At 70.8% G+C, this 15,449-nt stretch carries 15 protein-coding genes and 3 pseudogenes; 4 read left to right on the forward strand and 14 right to left on the reverse strand.

Features of this window, described 5'->3' with window-relative positions; translation table 11 throughout:
* Window positions 1–280 precede the first annotated feature (280 nt).
* Window positions 281–424 (forward strand): type 1 glutamine amidotransferase family protein, encoded by a 144-nt coding sequence (locus AQJ66_RS40505; RefSeq protein WP_244163033.1) that lies wholly within the window; start codon window positions 281–283, stop codon window positions 422–424.
* 130 nt (window positions 425–554) lie between these two features.
* Window positions 555–995 carry a helix-turn-helix domain-containing protein gene (locus AQJ66_RS40510; protein ID WP_061930807.1) on the forward strand — a complete coding sequence of 147 codons (441 nt, stop codon included), beginning with the start codon at window positions 555–557 and terminating at the stop codon, window positions 993–995.
* 181 nt (window positions 996–1,176) lie between these two features.
* Here AQJ66_RS40510 and AQJ66_RS35675 read toward each other — a convergent pair whose 3' ends face one another.
* From AQJ66_RS35675 to AQJ66_RS35700, 8 genes and pseudogenes are all read right to left on the reverse strand, one after another.
* Complete coding sequence (locus AQJ66_RS35675; RefSeq protein WP_061930810.1) at window positions 1,177–2,052, reverse strand: ABC transporter substrate-binding protein; 876 nt, start codon at window positions 2,050–2,052, stop codon at window positions 1,177–1,179.
* A 58-nt stretch (window positions 2,053–2,110) separates the two neighbouring features.
* On the reverse strand, window positions 2,111–2,866 hold the full coding sequence (locus tag AQJ66_RS35680; RefSeq protein ID WP_061930813.1) for an SDR family NAD(P)-dependent oxidoreductase: 756 nt from the start codon (window positions 2,864–2,866) through the stop codon (window positions 2,111–2,113).
* Entirely contained in the window at window positions 2,863–3,033 is a 171-nt protein-coding gene (locus AQJ66_RS39820; protein ID WP_208611535.1) for a hypothetical protein, read from the reverse strand. The genes AQJ66_RS35680 and AQJ66_RS39820 overlap by 4 nt, the downstream gene beginning before the upstream one ends.
* Window positions 2,979–3,930, reverse strand: a pseudogene (locus AQJ66_RS35685) (4-hydroxyphenylacetate 3-hydroxylase N-terminal domain-containing protein). Before AQJ66_RS35685 ends, AQJ66_RS39820 begins: the two are co-directional and overlap by 55 nt.
* A gap of 378 nt (window positions 3,931–4,308) precedes the next feature.
* Window positions 4,309–4,555 (reverse strand): annotated as a pseudogene (locus AQJ66_RS38675) (transposase); the annotation flags it as partial.
* Between the two features lie 75 nt (window positions 4,556–4,630).
* Window positions 4,631–4,723 (reverse strand): annotated as a pseudogene (locus AQJ66_RS41105) (IS5/IS1182 family transposase); the annotation flags it as partial.
* Window positions 4,724–4,772: 49 nt separating this feature from the next.
* Window positions 4,773–5,750, reverse strand: a complete 978-nt coding sequence (locus AQJ66_RS35695; RefSeq protein ID WP_244163034.1) for an NAD(P)H-binding protein — start codon at window positions 5,748–5,750, stop codon at window positions 4,773–4,775.
* 159 nt (window positions 5,751–5,909) lie between these two features.
* Complete coding sequence (locus AQJ66_RS35700) at window positions 5,910–7,286, reverse strand: carboxypeptidase regulatory-like domain-containing protein (RefSeq protein ID WP_061930820.1); 1,377 nt, start codon at window positions 7,284–7,286, stop codon at window positions 5,910–5,912.
* A gap of 291 nt (window positions 7,287–7,577) precedes the next feature.
* Between AQJ66_RS35700 and AQJ66_RS35705 the strand changes: the two genes are divergently transcribed.
* Window positions 7,578–8,147: a TetR/AcrR family transcriptional regulator gene (locus AQJ66_RS35705; protein WP_061930823.1), complete on the forward strand. Its 570-nt coding sequence runs from the start codon at window positions 7,578–7,580 to the stop codon at window positions 8,145–8,147.
* Window positions 8,148–8,491: 344 nt separating this feature from the next.
* On the opposite strand, the gene AQJ66_RS35710 is transcribed toward AQJ66_RS35705, so the two are convergent.
* Entirely contained in the window at window positions 8,492–9,457 is a 966-nt protein-coding gene (locus AQJ66_RS35710) for a pirin family protein (RefSeq protein WP_061930826.1), read from the reverse strand.
* A gap of 354 nt (window positions 9,458–9,811) precedes the next feature.
* Here AQJ66_RS35710 and AQJ66_RS35715 point away from each other — a divergent pair, with 354 nt between their 5' ends.
* Window positions 9,812–10,189: a cupin domain-containing protein gene (locus AQJ66_RS35715; RefSeq protein ID WP_061930829.1), complete on the forward strand. Its 378-nt coding sequence runs from the start codon at window positions 9,812–9,814 to the stop codon at window positions 10,187–10,189.
* Between the two features lie 39 nt (window positions 10,190–10,228).
* On the opposite strand, the gene AQJ66_RS35720 is transcribed toward AQJ66_RS35715, so the two are convergent.
* The 5 genes from AQJ66_RS35720 to AQJ66_RS35740 all read right to left on the reverse strand — a co-directional run bounded on the left by AQJ66_RS35720 (window position 10,229) and on the right by AQJ66_RS35740 (window position 15,436).
* On the reverse strand, window positions 10,229–11,578 hold the full coding sequence (locus AQJ66_RS35720; RefSeq protein WP_061930832.1) for a vWA domain-containing protein: 1,350 nt from the start codon (window positions 11,576–11,578) through the stop codon (window positions 10,229–10,231).
* A complete protein-coding gene (locus AQJ66_RS35725; RefSeq protein ID WP_061930835.1) occupies window positions 11,575–12,432 on the reverse strand; it encodes an AAA family ATPase in 858 nt (285 codons plus the stop codon). Before AQJ66_RS35725 ends, AQJ66_RS35720 begins: the two co-directional genes overlap by 4 nt.
* Before the next feature lie 111 nt (window positions 12,433–12,543).
* Window positions 12,544–13,185, reverse strand: coding sequence for a LutC/YkgG family protein (locus tag AQJ66_RS35730; RefSeq protein WP_061930838.1), 642 nt, complete (start codon window positions 13,183–13,185; stop codon window positions 12,544–12,546).
* A complete protein-coding gene (locus tag AQJ66_RS35735) occupies window positions 13,182–14,684 on the reverse strand; it encodes a LutB/LldF family L-lactate oxidation iron-sulfur protein (RefSeq protein WP_061930840.1) in 1,503 nt (500 codons plus the stop codon). Before AQJ66_RS35735 ends, AQJ66_RS35730 begins: the two co-directional genes overlap by 4 nt.
* The gene (locus AQJ66_RS35740; protein ID WP_061930842.1) at window positions 14,681–15,436 is read right to left on the reverse strand and encodes a (Fe-S)-binding protein; all 756 of its coding nucleotides are present in this window, start codon (window positions 15,434–15,436) and stop codon (window positions 14,681–14,683) included. Before AQJ66_RS35740 ends, AQJ66_RS35735 begins: the two co-directional genes overlap by 4 nt.
* Between the last annotated feature and the right edge of the window lie 13 nt (window positions 15,437–15,449).

Here is a 15,449-nt window from a genome sequence, read left to right on the forward strand (position 1 = left end):
GCACACCACACGGGCCTCGACTGCGGTCGACCGAGCCGGAGTCGCAGCCACGCGACCGCTCCACCCCGACCGTGCGGGTAGGACTGCTGACATCGAAGCTACCGAGCCGATTTGCACGTGCAGGCGCTGCGGAGGCTCCCGGCCCGAAGTGCCTCCCTCAGGTCCCGTTCGGTCGTGAGGTGGGTCACTCGCCTGCCGGGCGCCGTCGAGTTCGCCACGTCGGCCAACGAGTTCGGCGGGCGCTGTCGGGTGCAGCCTCGCGTCCGAGGACGGGGCGGAGGTGCTCACCTCCGCCGGGACCCGCCTCAGCGCTGACCTGCGTGTCGATGAGGTACGTGAGTCGTGCGACGTTCTGGTGATCCCGGGCGGTCCGGATTGGGAGACGCTGATCAAGGACGACGCCCTCCTGGATGCCGTCCAGTAGCTGAATGAGAAGGCCCGTTGTACGGCAAGGGTGTGCACGGGAGCGTTTCTGCTGGCCGCGGCCGGACTTCTGGACGGCCGTCGTGCCGTGCTGGCGGAACTCGCAGCAGCTGGCTCTGCGTTTTCCGTCCGTGGAGGTCCAGCCGGGCGCCATCTTCGTGCGGGACGGGCGGATGATGACATCGGCGGGCGTCAGCGCCGGTACCGACCTGTCGCTGGCGCTGGTCGGAGATCACTACGGCGCGGAGGTCGCTCGGGCGGTCGCCAAGGACATGGTCGTGTTCATGCAACGACCGGGTGGCCCGTCCCAGTTCAGCGTCCGCTCCCGTGCCCCGCACGGCCGCCAAGAGGTACTCCGCCGGCTCCCGGAGGCGGTCGCCGAGAGCCCCGCAGCCCAGGTGCTGCTGGAGACCTGCGATGACCCCATGGCTGTGGTAGCCCGGCGCACCGGGTTCGGCTCTCCGGAGTCGCTTCGCAGAGCGTTTCTACGGCAGCTGGGTGTGACACCTGGTGCGTTCCGGGCCGGTTTCCGCACGACCGGCGTGAGCACTTCCAAGGCGGCCTCGGCGTAGTCCGTGACCGTTGTGCTGGTCGCCAGTGGAAGACCGCGGAGGCGGAAGGGCCCTGATCGACGGTGGCCCGTAGGGAGGAAACCCATACCTGAGAGGAACCACGCCGCGGTCGCGGTCACCGGAGTGACGCCGCCGGCCTGCAGGCCCAGGGCTTCGCACGCTGCAACTCGACTCCTCATGCCTACGCTGTGGCCGCGGTGCGGTAGAACTCGGCCGCGGTGACGGTGGCAGGGACGCCGAGTTCGGCGGCGACCGCGGTGACCGCCTTGTCGCCGACAGCGAGGTCGGCCTGGCCGTCCGTGGTGAAGTACGGCGCGATGAACGTGTCGTAGTGGGCTCGGGCCTCTTCCGCGGTCTGTCCGCCGAGGAACGTCTGCATGTGGCGCACCGTGGTGTCGGGGTCGTCGTGGATCACCTGAAGGGCGCGCCGGTGGGCTCGTACGACGGCCAGGACCGCAGGGTCGTCCGGTGAGATGTAGGTGGGGTCGACGGCCACGCCCACGGTGGGGATCTGGAAGTGCTCGCCGACCCAGGCCAGCACCTGCCAGCCGTGCTCGGCGGCCACCGCCTCCGGTGCCATGGTGCTGCCGACGTAGGCGGCGTCGATGCTGCCATCGTTGAGCCGGCGCAGATCCATACCGTAGTCGCCGGGCGAGCGGACGATGGTCTTCACGTCACGGTCCGGGTCAAGGCCGGCCTTTCGCAGCACGATCCGGGCGAATGCGCCGGGCGGGGTGTGCGGGGCGTGGACCGCCAGCCGTCGCCCGGCCAGGTCGGCCAGGGAGGTCAGGCCGGGGCGGGCGAGGAACCAGAACAGCGGGCGGTGGGTGTTGGCGCTGAGTGCGACCCACGGGGTGCCGTCGGTCAGTCGTGACAGCAGTGCCCGGCCGAGCCCGATGGTGGCGCAGCGGCGCAGCCGTTCCACGTCCCAGTTGCAGCCGTCGCGCAGCGCGACGTGGACACCCTCCTCGGCGTAGTAGTCCTGCTGGTCGGCGATGTAGGCGGCCAGCTCCTCGTGCAGGCCTCGTCCGACGTAGGCCAGGTCGATCGTGTGCATGAACGTCTTTCCTTGATCGTTTAAGGGTTCGGCCGTGTGTGTGGAGGTCAGCGGGGCGTCAGTACATGGCCAGGCCGCCGTTGACCGCGGCCGTGGTACCGGTCATGAAGGAGTTGTCCTCGGCGGCGTAGAAGGCGACCGCCTGGGCGACGTCGGCCGGGTGGGCCAGGCGGCCCAAGGGGGTGGCGGCCACCTGCCGCTGCCTCGTCGCGTCGTCGAGCACGGCATCGGCGGTGCGGGACTCCACCGGGCCGGGCGAGACGACGTTGACCGTGATGCCCTGCGGGCCGAGTTCCTGGGCGAGATACCGGGCGAACTGCTCGAGTGCGGCCTTGGAAACGCCCAGCGCGATCATGCCCGCCCGAGGCAGGCGGCTGAGTCCGGTGCCGATATAGATGAGGCGTCCCCACCCTCGTTCGGTCATCGTGGGCAGTACGGCTTTGGTGACCGCGAACGCCGCGTGCATCTCGGCGTCGATCTTGCCGCCCAGTTCTTCCCACGTCATGTCCTCGAACGGCTTGACCGCATACGGGATGAGCGCGTTGTGCACGAGCACGTCGATGCCGCCCCAAGCTGCCTGGACCTGTCCGACCATGCTCTCGACGGCCGCCTCCTCGCGCACGTCGGCCTGCGTGGCCATGGCCTGGCCGCCCGCGGCCTCGATGTCGGCCACGACCTCCTCGGCCGCCTTGGTGTTGCGGAGGTAGTTGACCACCACGCGCATTCCTCGCGCGGCCAGAAGTCGCGCCGTGGCCGCGCCGATTCCGCTGCTGGCCCCCGTCACCAGTGCCACCCTGCCGGTCGTCCCGGTCATGGGCCTACCTCCTGATCGTCGTCGCGGGCCGTCGGGATGACCGCCCGGGATTGTTCGTCGTCGATGCCCCGGCCTGTCGGGCGGATCGCCCCGTACAGCACGGTGTCGACGGTCACCCGCAGCAGATCGGCCGCGGTCCAGTCCAGATCGCGCGGCAACTCCGACATGAGCAGCGCTGCGGGTACAGCGAGGCGTGCTCGGGGTTGCCGATGTGGAAGACCCGGTTCCAGGGGATGAGCACGTCCTCGAACACGATGATGCTGTCCAGCTCGTCACCCTGCGAGGCGAGCGGGTGCTCCACCTCCTCGCCGTCGCGGACGTTGCTCTCGCGGCAGATGATGGTGACCCCGGGTGTTGGGCTGCACCGCCCCGTAGATGATCTGCTCCGACACGATGCCGGGGCGGTAGAAGACGCCGATGTGGATCCAGTCCCCGAAGGCCGCGCCGGTGCTGATCGACTTCACACCCCGCACGGCGATGCCCTCGTCCGAGGTGGCGACCACCGGCAGTGCGGGGGAAATGACCCGTGCGGAATCGCGCGAGCGGTCCGCCTGCGGGTCGACGAAGGCCGGCGTCGCGTTGAGGTCGCCGTCCGGCATCACGTTCCAGAAGTCGAGGATCCCACCGGTGAGGTCCCGCCCGTCGGTCCCGACGGGCTGGCTGCTCCAGGGTTCGGGGTCGTCGACGTAGGTCAGCAGGACGTAGTTGTTGACGTCCGGCGTGCGCGGGATCGCACCGTCGCCCAGTTCCCGCTGCACCGTCTCCCGGTAGCGCCGCTTGCGCAGCAGGTCCTCCTTGGAGCGGTGCTGGAACCATGTCATGGACCGCCGGACACCGTCCTCGTCCAGGAACGGCATGACGTCCTGAAGGTCGGGACGGTGGTGCAGATCGTAGAAGTCCGCGATGCTCCGCCGAGCCTCTTGCTGGTGCCTGGCGTTGTCGACCAGGTAGAAGCACCGAATCATACGATCGGGGGCAACGTGGTAGCGGAATCCGATCAACCAGATGACGGTGTCAATCATTGTCGGCTCATCAGCTTCAACGAAGGGATGGGTGAATGGCATTTTATGTCAGTGATTCTCCTGGTCGACTGCCAGCCACGCTGAAAGCCAGGACTCCAGTCCGTCTGTGAATGTTTGGCCTGGCTCATACTTCGGAGAGTCGAGATCGGTGGTGGCACACTCCGGATGCGCGTGTGACAAGACGAGGAAGGTTGGGACTCGGCTGGCGTAGAGCTCAGGGCACTGTCAATACCGCTCATCGTGCAAAACATCCCCGGCTTCTATCGGGAACTAAATACCAACACCATCAGTGTTCGCTGTGCATCGCATAATCTAGTGAGCGGTCCTTGCGCAGTCAGCACTCCTGGCGCAAAGCTCTCTGTGGGCATCGCGACAGATCTACCTGACCTTGAATGCGTGATGTCGTCAGTCATTTGGGTCGGCGAAGGCGCGGTTGGCCACGGTGGTGCCTCGTAGGACGGACCAGATGCCCTCGACGGTTGAGGTCGGGTGCGTAGGGCGGCAGTTGGAAGACAGTGAGCCAGTCGCGGTCGGCGACGTAGCGGCGCATGCCGGCGGTGAGGTGGGTGTTGAGATTGTCCCAGACCAGCACGATCGGGCCGCCAAGCTGCTGGCGGGCGGTCTTGATCAGGTCGCGGTAGTCCTTCCACGAGAAGCTTTTGCGCCCGGCAGCAGGTTCGGCTCCGACGATCTCGTGCGCGCCGCCGACCACCTGTGTGAGTACTTCGCGGCACCGTCGATTGTCGTGCGTCCCGCCACCCTGAGGCCGCACCTTCGACCACGGGATCAGCGGCTTTGCGATCCCCAATAGACCGTCCGGCACAGCCCAACTCATCCCGCTTCATGCACAGTCCAACGACCGCCTCACCACACAGGGCGCCGCCTTAGCTGTGCTTCCGCCTCAACTCAGCGGTACCCCGGGCGGTGTTCGGCGCGGGCCACCATGCTGCGTTCGAGATCGGAGTCGCCGGTGAGCCGGTGAGTCGAGGAACCACGTCGGTGACCACGGAAACCTCGCCCCTCTCGATCGCCTGATACCACGAGATCCAGGTCTCGATCTGTTCCCCGCTCATACCCAGCCGCCATCGCCGTGCGAAGGCTTCCTCGAGGGTCTCGGGTTCGTAGCGGTAGGGCCGACCGGTGGCTGCGGCGATCCGGGTGACAGCTTCGTCGAGAGTCAGGGCCTCGGGCCCGGTGATCTCCAGGGTCGCGCCGTCGTGCTCGGAGCGGGGACCGTCCTCGATGGCGACGGCCGTGATCACGTCGGCGATGTCCTCGTGGGTGACGAAGGCGGCCCGGCCTGTCGGCGCAGGGCCGCTTACGACAAGTTCCTCGTTGGCGAGGGCGGCAGGCGTCGCCGCGTAGAAGCCCGCCCGGAGCACTGTGTGGCGGATCTCGGTCCCTGCCAGGAACTGTTCGGTCAGCCACTGGTCACGGGCGTTGACGTGGGTGGCGGTGGGCGCCGCGCTGACGAGGGACACATACAGGACTCGGCCCACGCCGACCGCGATCGCGGCCTCGACCGCGGTGGCGTGTTCTTCCAGCCGGCGACCCGTACGGTGTCCGGAGACCAGGATGAGGGTCGACGCGCCCTGGAGCGCCCTGCGCATGTCTGCGGCGTCGGCGTAGGCGGCCGGACCGCGTCGCTGGGCGCCTGGCAGTTCGGGCATGCGGTCGGGAGTACGTCCGACGAGGAGTTGCGGGACGCCGTGGTCGGCGAGTCGGGCCGCGATCCGGCTGCCGAGCGCACCGGTCACCCCGGTGACCGCCACCGTGGCGTGATTCTTGTCAGACATGTGTTTCCCCTTCAGCCCGGGCCGCTGCCGATCCCGGCGTTCTTGTTTTCCGCTTACGTCCAGCAAAGAGAGCGATGGTTTCGGCCACATCCTCCAGCCGTGCGATGGCGCCGGGGGCCACCGTCAGGCGACGCGGCGGCTTCCCGGGAAACCAAGATCGTCGCGGTGTGCATCGAGCAGGGCGCATCGACCTCGTCGGCCCCGGCTGGCGCCATCCGTGTGGTCTCAGGATCCGTGTCTCGCGTGTCCGAGGTCGAGGCGTTGAGCGCCCGCGCGGACTGACGTGCCGTTGCGCCGGTCGTGCAGGGTGAAGTCGGCCCGGACGGCCACACCGGACTGCAGCAGCTTCTGGTGGACCAGGGGGTCTCGGCCGGGGTGCGAGACGACGACGCTGATGTATCCCTCGGGCAGTCCGGTCACGGCGTACTCGCCGCGCGCGTTCGTCGTGGTCCGCACCAACTGCCGGCCGCCGGTGTCCATGACGGTCACCGCGGCATGGCGGACGGGCTGCTCTTCGCCGTCGTAGACGGCGCCCTCCAGCATCGGCAACGGCTCGCCGAAGTGGTGGGGGTGGACCGGTAGCGCGGTGGGTGTGGGCGTCTCCAGGGAGGGGTCCTCCACCGGCGGTTCGGGAATGTCCTGCGTCTCGTCCTGCGCTCCCCGTCGTACGGCCATGCGGTGGTGGTGCCAGGCGTCGAGGCCCAGTAGCGCCGTACCCGCGGTGATCCACCCGCACAGGACGAGGACCTGCTTCAGCACCCCGGCGCCGTCGAAGTACAGCACTCCTCTCAGGGCGTCGACCGCGTTGCCCAGCGGCATGACGGCGTGCAGGGCCTGGAAGAACCCCGGCAGCAGCTGGACGGGGACCAGGCCGCTGGAGGGAACGCTCAGCACGACGTACAGGCCCAGACCCGCCAGGGGGAAGAAGTGCTTGACGAAGGGCGCCATGCCGAGGGAGAACGTGGCCACGGCCGTGGTGAGCAGGAAGGCGATCGCCAGGGCCGTGGGGGCGTTGGGGAAGAAGCCCAGTCCCACGCCGACGAGGAAACCCACGGCGCTGAAGAGCCCGGCGGCGCACGCGACCGTGATGAGCTTGTTGCGCCGGTTGAAGGTCACCGCCCGCAGCAGGGTCGTGGCGAGTATGTAGCCGGGGACGTTCCAGGCGATCCCGAAGTAGACCAGGGTCGCGCCGGACCCGTCCTTGCTGACCGTGGGGGCTACGTCCGTGACGGTGAGCTTCTGGTGGTTGTGCGCCGCGAGCTGGGTGAAGCCCTTGGTCAGCGCCTGCTCGAGGGACGCGCCGTTGGCCTTGGCCACGTAGAGCACGGCGGCATGTCTGCCCGTGACGGCGAAGCCTGCCGCGGCGTCCCGGTCCAGCACCGCCCGGCGGGCTGCCCGTGCGTCCGGGACGGCGGTGACGTCGAACCCGCCGGGATGCTGCCGCTGCAGTGCGGTGCCGACCCTGTATTCCACCGCGGGATCGGCGATCACGAGCTTGGCGTGGTGGGGCTGAGGCTGGTGGAAGGCCATGGGGAAGCTGAACAGCAGGCCGAGGAAGAGCCCTGCCGGGATCGTGAGGGTCTCGACGAGGACTCTGGCCACGGATATGCCCCGGGGACGCGCGATCCGGTGTTTCACAGGACCACCCCCTGGCCGCCACGGCGGGCCATGCCGCAGAGACCGCGGCACACTTGGCCGACCGGACCCCCGGTCACCACTTGGCGGCCTCTCCGGTACCGGTGGTCCCTCACTGTTCGCGATCCAACCAGTTCCACGGCGCCTCCCTCGGCTGTGCCGCGCCTGACCGTCGCCATGGCGCCACCTCGATTAACGTACCGATCGGCACATTTACGTCTGCTGGACCTTACGCGTACCGATCGGTACAGTCAAAGCGTGCCTCGCCCCGTCAACGCCGAGAAGCGCGCCGAGCTGCTGAAGCAGGTGGTCAACCATCTCCAGCACCACGGTGTCGCGCAGATGTCGCTGAGTCCGCTCGCCGAGTCGATCGGCACCACCAAGCGCATGCTTCTGTACTACTTCGGCAGCCGTGAGAACCTGCTGGCCCAGGCACTGGCCGCTTGCCGTCCCGACGCGCACGCGATGTTCGACGACGTCCGCAACAGCGCGGGGCTGCGCAAGGCGGCTCATACCCTGTGGGAGGCGATGACCGTCGGGGAGCAGTCCGGGCCGGTCCGCATGCTGCTGCAGCTGCTCAGCCTGGCCGCCACCGATCCCGAGCAGTACGGCGACATCGCGGCCGAGACCGTCGAGGTCATGATCGGCCCCATCGCCGCGGCTTACGTCCGGCTGGGTCACCCGCCACAGCAGGCGCGGACAGCGGCCACGCTCCTCGTCTCCGGTCTGCGCGGTCTGTGCCAGGACCGCTTGGTGACCCATGACGTCGCCCGTACCGACGCGGCCGCCCGCCGCCTCATCAGGGACGCGGTCACGACGGCCGACTGAGCCTGCACCCCCGACCACTTCGGGGTCTCGGTATCACCCCGGCATTCGGGAAGCCGGGCTGGTAGTCCGGTCCTGCGGGTTAGTCCATGGATGGCGCCCAGCCTGGTGGCGCAGCCGATCAAGACCCCGGCGTACGACCTGCATACCTGTCAGTAAAGTCAGCTTTGGGTCAGCATTCGTCCGGCCAAAGCTGCCCTCATATGACCAGACCTTGGAAACGCGAGAAGCCTCGGAGGCGTCCCGGAGGCAGCGTTCAAGGGCCCGTGCCACCAGCGATCGTCGTGGGACGACAGGCCGAGAGACGGTCTCGAATGCCCTGGACCTCAAATCCGAGCTTTCCCAGGTCAGCGCACCCTTCCGCGTGGTTTCAACGGCACCGGCGGCAGCTCGGGTGCCGGCAGCGGAGCTCCGTCGTACCCCTTCACCTCCCCGAATCGCGACCCGCTCGTCCAGTCCTCCCGGGCCTGCTCGATCTCGGCCTGCGTACGCCCGACGAAGTTCCACCACATGATCAGCTCCTCGGCGAACGGCTCGCCGCCCAGCAGCATGATCGAGGCGTCCGACTCGGCGCGCAGCGGGAGGTCGGTGCGGCCGCAGCCGAGGTAGAGCATCGAGCCCGGCAGCACCGGCACGCCGTCCACGTGGACCTCGCCGGACATGGCCAGCACGCCGTACTCGAAATCGGGCTCCAGCGGGACGCGGACGTCGGCGCCCCGGGTGAGTGCCAGGTCGGCGCCGACGATCGGGGTGAACGCCGTGCCGGGGGAGGAGGCACCGTCGAGGTCACCGAGGATCACGGTCGCCTTCAGGCCGGGCGCGGTGACCTCGGGCAGGTCCGGGTGGAACTCGAACTTCGGTGCCGTGTGGCGGTGTTCGTCCGGGAGGGCGACCCAGAGCTGGGCGCCGTGCAGGAAGCGGGCGTGGGACTTCGGGCTCTCCTCGGAGTGGCTGATCGCCCGGCCCGAGGTCATCAGGCCCAGCTGCCGGGGCCGGATCGTCTGCAGGCTGCCGGTGGAGTCGCGGTGCAGCACCTCGCCCTCGTGCAGCCAGCTGACCGTCTGCAGCCCGATGTGCGGATGCGGCGGGACCTGCATGCCGGGCTCGTCGGCGATGTCGTCGGGGCCGTAGTGGTCCACGAACGCCCAGGCGCCGATCATGCGCCGGCCGAGGTTCGGCAGCAGCCGGCGCACCTCGGTGGACTCGCCGAGCCTCACCCGGCGGGGGCTCAGCAGTTCGCGGACGGGCTCGGCGACGACGAAGCCGCGTCCGCCGCACAGGCTCGGCGCGGGCGCGCGGTCAAGGTTGCTCATGCCGCCCAACTTAGCGGGAGGCCGTCCGCGCCGCCGACCACGGGAGGCGTTGCGCGCCCGCGCTCTTCCGGCCGTTGCCGGCCGAAGCGCACCCAGGGCCGCAGTGCACGGTGCGCCGCCGGCCCGCCGGCCTCGCCCGATCGAACTCCCCGGCACTGCCCGCGCGTCCGTGCCGATGTCCACCGAATCCACCGACAACGTTGTCCGCCGCATCCGAATGGCGGCTCCGCCTGCCCGGACCCACGATGGAGGCGTGGGGTACGGCCGCCGCCGCAGCGCCGGTGCCGTCCGAGGCCGCCGGGGGACGGTGGCCGGCCCCGGTCGCGGTCAGCGGCCGGAAGGGAGGACACCGTCATGCTGGAAGTGAAGACGCTGGAAGTGAAGGCGGTCGACAAGCCCGACGAGCGGCGCGACTTCCCCCGCGGTCACCTCGACGCCCTGCACCTGACCGGGCTCGACTTCGCCGTGGGCACCTTCGAACCGGGGTGGCGCTGGACGCAGAGCGTGGGACCGATCGCGGGCACCGAGAGCTGCATGGTCCACCACAACGGCTATGTGGTGCGGGGCCGGATGCGGCTGCGGATGGACGACGGCGCGGAGAGGGAGGTCGGCCCCGGCGACGTCTTCGTGTGCCCGCCCGGCCACGACGCCTGGGTGGTGGGCGACGAACGGGTCGTGGTGCTCGACTTCGCCGGAACCATGGCGAACGAGTACGCCAAGCGGCAGTCGTAGCGGCACCGCGGGGGCGGACCACCCCCGCGGCACCGTGCCTCACACCGGCAGCAGCAGGGCGATCAGCGCGCTGAGCTGCCGGGCCGTGCGGCACTCGTGCATCTCCACCAGCTCGGCGTAGGCGGGCGCGGCGGAGTCGCCGGTGCCCCAGTGGGCGCGCGGCTCGGGGTTCAGCCAGTACACCCGCCGGGCGCGGCGGGCCAGCTCGCGGACGGCGGCCAGGTTCGGGTCGCTCATGTTCGTGCGGGCGTCGCCCAGCACGAAGACCGTCGTACGGGGGCCGGCCGCGCCGCCGTACCGTTCGGTGAACTCGCCGAGGGCGACCCCGTAGTCGCTGCTGCCGTGCCAGCCGGTGAGCGTGGCCTGCGCGCGGATGCGGGCGCCGAGCCCGTCCGGGTCGGCGTGGCCGTGCCGGAGCAGTCCGGTCACCTCGTCGAGGCGGTTGACGAAGGCGAACACGCGGATCCTGCTGAACTGGTCGTGCAGGGCCTGCACCAGCAGCATCGTGAAGTCCGAGAAGCCCGACACCGAGCCCGACACGTCGCACAGCAGCACCAGTTCGGGCCTGACCGGGCGCCGTCGGCGCAGCACCGGCCGCATCGGCACCCCGCCCGTGGACAGCGAGGAGCGCAGGGTGCGGCGCAGGTCGACCGTGCCGCGCGCCGCACGGCGGCGGCGCGCCGCCAGCCGGGTCGCCAGCTTCCGCGCCAGCGGCCGCACCGCCCGGCGCAGCTCGGCGAGCTGGTCCCGGTTCGCGTACAGGAAGTCCACCCGGTCGGCGGTCGGGGCGACGGCCCGCCGGGCGATCTCGTCCCGTCCGCGCCGCTCGGCGACCCGGCGCCGCGCCTCCGCCGCCACCAGCCGCCGGAAGGCCTCGATACGGCGCCGGATCTCGTCGTCCAGCAGCCGGTCCGCGAAGCCCGCGCCCCCGTTCCGGCCCCGGACATCGGCCCGCACCCGGGCCAGCAGGGTCTGCGGGCGCAGCCGGTCGAGCGTCTGGTACGCCGACCAGCCGTCCGACCCGGGTGAACTCCCGTAGCCGCCGAAGCCGTCCACGGCCTCGGCCGCCAACCGGGCCAGGAGAGCGCGGTCGTCGGCGGCCAGTGCCTCGGCGAGCCGGTCGCGCAGGGTGTCGCGGTCCGCCGGCCCCGCGTCGGGGCCGCCGACGCCGCGCGGGAAGTAGAGGTCGAAGACCGGATCGAACACCGCCCGTTGACCCGGCCCGTGCAGCAGCGTCGCGGCGAGCCCCTCGCGCAGCAGTTCCCGGTCGGTGAACCCCAGCTCCGCCACGGCGCGGGCCGCGTCGACGGTCTCGCCCGTCCCGATCCGCACCCCGTGCCCGCGCAGCGCGCCGACCAGGGCGGTGAGCCGCCCCTCGACACCGCTCACAGGGCGTCCAGGTCCAGCTTGGCGGCGGCCTTCAGCACGTCGTCCTGGTGCTTGAGGATCACGCCCAGGCTGGCGCGGACCACCTGCTCGTCCAGCGTGCCGGCGCCCAGCGCCAGCAGGGTGCGCGCCCAGTCGATGGTCTCGGCGACCGACGGCACCTTCCGCAGGTCCATCGCGCGCAGCGCCCCGACCAGCCGCACCACCGACTCCGCCAGCGCCTCGCCGAGGTCCGGCACCTTCAGCCGTACGATCCGACGCTCCAGCTCCTCCGCGGGGAAGTCGATGTGCAGGAACAGGCAGCGGCGGCGCAGCGCCTCCGACAGTTCCCGGCCCGCGTTGGAGGTCAGGACGACGAAGGGGCGGCGGGTGGCGGTGATCGTGCCCAGTTCGGGGACCGTGACCTGGAAGTCGCTGAGCACCTCCAGCAGCAGGCCCTCCATCTCCACGTCGGCCTTGTCGGTCTCGTCGATCAGCAGCACGGTCGGCTCGTCGCCGCGGATGGCGGTGAGCAGCGGGCGCGGGAGCAGGAACTCCTCGCTGAAGATGTCGGTGCGGGCCTCGTCCCAGCTCTCGCCCCGGCCCGCGGTGATGCGCAGCAGCTGCTTGGCGTGGTTCCACTCGTACAGCGCCCGGGACTCGTCGACGCCCTCGTAGCACTGCAGCCGCACCAGCCGTGCCCCGGCGACCTGGGCGACGGCCTTGGCGAGCTCCGTCTTGCCGACGCCGGCGGGCCCCTCCACCAGCAGCGGCTTGCCGAGCCGGGCGGCCAGGAAGACGGTCGTGGCGACGGCGGGCGAGGCCAGGTAGCCGGTCTCGGCGAGGCGGGCGGTGACGTCGTCGACGGACGTGAACAACGGGGCCTCCGGCAGGGGTGGGCGGCGCGAACCGGACGCCCACTATCTAAGCGCTTGTTCAGCTCCCTGTCACTCGCCCGCCGACCCCTCCTCGCCCGCCATCCGCGGACGTCAGCCCACCAGCACGACCTCCAGCGTCCGCGGCCCGTGCACGCCCTCCACCCGGTCCAGCTCGATGTCGCTCGTGGCCGAGGGGCCGGAGATCCAGGTCAGGGGGCGCGTGGGGTCGAGGCGTTCCAGGGCCTGCGGCACCGAGGCGACGACCTGGTCCGGGACGCGGACGACGCAGATGTGGTGGTCGGGGACGAGCGAGATCCGCCGCCGGCCCTGGTCCGGGGAGCCGTCGAGGACGATGGTGCCGGTCTCGGCGATCGCCACGGCGCAGGCCGTGACGACGCTGTCGGTCCGGTCCAGCTCGGCCGGGGTGCTCCCGGCCCGGTCGGCGACCCGCGTGACGTCCGACTCCGCCAGCCAGCCGGGCTCCAGACCGGACGGCACCAGCACGGAGCCCGCCCCGCGGTCCGCCAGCAACCGGGCGATGAGCGTCGGGAGTTCACCGTCCGGGCAGCGGTGCACGACCGCCCGGTACTCCGCCAGGTTCTCGGCGAGCAGGTCCACCGTCTCCCCGGGCGTGCGCTCGCCGTGCTCGCGCAGGTAGTCGCGCGCGACGGCCTCCCCGTAGGGCGCCTCGTCCCGGGGCACGTCGGCCAGCGCGCGCCGCACCCGGCCCAGGATCCGTTCCCTGCTGCTCACTTGGCCTCGCCCTTTCCACCGTTGGTGCGCTGCCACCAGTCCCGGAAGGGTTCGGCGGGTACGGCCGGCAGGTCCCTGGTGCCGGTCCACGCCCGGCCCGGACCCGGCAGCGTACGGGGATGCAGCCGGCGGGTGCGGGAGGCGAGGCGCTGGCCGGTGCGCAGGGCGCCGGGGCGGGCGAACGTCCAGCGCGCGGCCCGCATGGCCGCCCGTTCCGCGGCATGCCCCTTGGCGGGCTTGAGGACCACCTTGTTGCCCTCGCGGACCGCGGGGCCGCCCTGCGCGACCCGCTCGCGCAGGTGCACCAGCACCTCGGGGATGTCGATCGCGACCGGACACACCTCGTAGCAGGCGCCGCACAGGCTCGACGCGTAGGGCAGCGAGGCGTCGATCTCGCTTCCCGTGCCGCGCAGTTGGGGGCTCAGGATGGCACCGATGGGGCCCGGGTACACCGAGCCGTACGCGTGCCCGCCCGCCCGCTCGTAGACCGGGCACACGTTCAGGCAGGCCGAGCAGCGGATGCAGCGCAGCGCCTGCCGGCCGACCTCGTCGGCGAGGGTGTCGGTGCGGCCGTTGTCGAGGAGGACCAGGTGGAAGGTGCGGGGGCCGTCGCCGTCCGTCGTGCCGGTCCACATGCTCGTGTACGGGTTCATGCGCTCGGCCGTGGAGGAGCGGGGGAGGGTCTGCAGGAAGACCTCCAGATCGCGCCAGGTGGGCACGATCTTCTCGATGCCGACCACCGAGATCAGCGTCTCCGGGAGGGTCAGGCACATCCGGCCGTTGCCCTCGGACTCCACGACGACCAGGGTGCCGGTCTCGGCGACCATGAAGTTGGCCCCGGAGATCCCCACCCTGGCCCGCAGGAACTTCTCCCGCAGGTGCAGCCGGGCGGCCTCGGCGAGTTCCGCCGGCGCGTCGGTGAGACCCTCGGGAGCGGGGCGGCCCCACGCGCTCATCTCGGAGCGGAAGATGTCGCGGATCTCGCCGCGGTTGCGGTGGATGGCCGGGACGAGGATGTGCGAGGGCCGGTCCCTGCCCAACTGCACGATCAGCTCGGCGAGATCGGTCTCGTAGGCACGGATGCCCTCGGCCTCCAGGGCCTCGTTGAGCCCGATCTCCTGGGTGGCCATCGACTTGACCTTGACGACCTCCGACTCGCCCGTCTCCTGGACGAGCCGGGCGACGATCCGGTTGGCCTCCGCCGCGTCGGCGGCCCAGTGGACCGTGCCGCCGGCCGCGGTGACCGACTCCTCCAGCTCCACCAGATACCGGTCCAGATGGCGCAGGGTGTGGTCCTTGATGCGCCGGCCCGCCTCCCGCAGCTCGGCCCAGTCGGCCAGCTCGCCCACCGCGCGCTCCCGCTTGGCGCGGATGGTGTGGGTGGCGTGGCGCAGGTTGCCGCGCAGGATGGGATCGTGCACGGCGTCGTGCGCTGCCCGGGGAAAGGCCGGCATCCCGACGAACGTTCCGCCCGTACCGCCGGTTCCGATTCCGCTCATGCCGCCGGCTCCTCCTCCGTGCTCGCCAGGATCTCCGCGATGTGCACCGGCCGCATCCCGGTGCCGAGCCGGGTCATCGTGCCGCCGAGGTGCATCAGGCAGGAGTTGTCGGCCGCGCACAGCACCTCCGCGCCCGTCGACTCGGCGTTGCGGACCTTGTCCGCGCCCATCGCCGCCGACACCTCGGCGTTCTTCACCGCAAACGTCCCGCCGAAACCGCAGCACTCCTCGGCACCCGGCAGCTCCACCAGGTCCAGCCCCCTGACGGCCTCCAGGAGCCGGCGCGGCCGGTCGCCGAGCCCGAGAGCGCGCAGGCCGTGGCAGGTGGGGTGGTACGTGACCCGGTGCGGGTAGTACGCCCCCACGTCCGTCACGCCCAGCACGTCCACCAGGAACTCCGTCAGCTCGTACGTCTTCGGCACCACCGGCGCCAGCGCCCGGGCCAGCGAGTCCCCGCGCCCCTCGGCCCGGGCCCGCTCGCCCATGCGGGGATACAGCTCCCGGACCATCGCCCCGCACGAGCCGGAGGGGGTCACGATCGCCTCGTACTCCTCGAAGACATCGGAGAAATGCCGGGCCAGCGGCTCCGCCTCGTGCCGGTAGCCGGTGTTGTAGTGGGCCTGCCCGCAGCAGGTCTGGCCCATCGGGAAGTCGACGTCCACGCCCAGCCTGGTCAGCAGTTTCACCACGGCGCGGCCGGTGTCCGGATAGAGCGTGTCGTTGACACAGGTCAGGAACAGTGCGACACGCATCGCGGCTCCTCTG

The organism is Streptomyces bungoensis, assembly GCF_001514215.1.
GTDB lineage: Bacteria > Actinomycetota > Actinomycetes > Streptomycetales > Streptomycetaceae > Streptomyces > Streptomyces bungoensis.

What these genes read in the sequence shown, in the direction of transcription:
- AQJ66_RS35710 (WP_061930826.1), bottom strand. Translation starts at nt 9,457, where the DNA reads ATGAGCAACCTTGACCGCGCGCCCGCGCCGAGCCTGTGCGGCGGACGC.
- AQJ66_RS35675 (WP_061930810.1), bottom strand. Translation starts at nt 2,052, where the DNA reads ATGCACACGATCGACCTGGCCTACGTCGGACGAGGCCTGCACGAGGAG.
- AQJ66_RS35740 (WP_061930842.1), bottom strand. Translation starts at nt 15,436, where the DNA reads ATGCGTGTCGCACTGTTCCTGACCTGTGTCAACGACACGCTCTATCCG.
- AQJ66_RS35735 (WP_061930840.1), bottom strand. Translation starts at nt 14,684, where the DNA reads ATGAGCGGAATCGGAACCGGCGGTACGGGCGGAACGTTCGTCGGGATG.
- AQJ66_RS35680 (WP_061930813.1), bottom strand. Translation starts at nt 2,866, where the DNA reads ATGACCGGGACGACCGGCAGGGTGGCACTGGTGACGGGGGCCAGCAGC.
- AQJ66_RS39820 (WP_208611535.1), bottom strand. Translation starts at nt 3,033, where the DNA reads ATGTCGGAGTTGCCGCGCGATCTGGACTGGACCGCGGCCGATCTGCTG.
- AQJ66_RS35715 (WP_061930829.1), top strand. Translation starts at nt 9,812, where the DNA reads ATGCTGGAAGTGAAGACGCTGGAAGTGAAGGCGGTCGACAAGCCCGAC.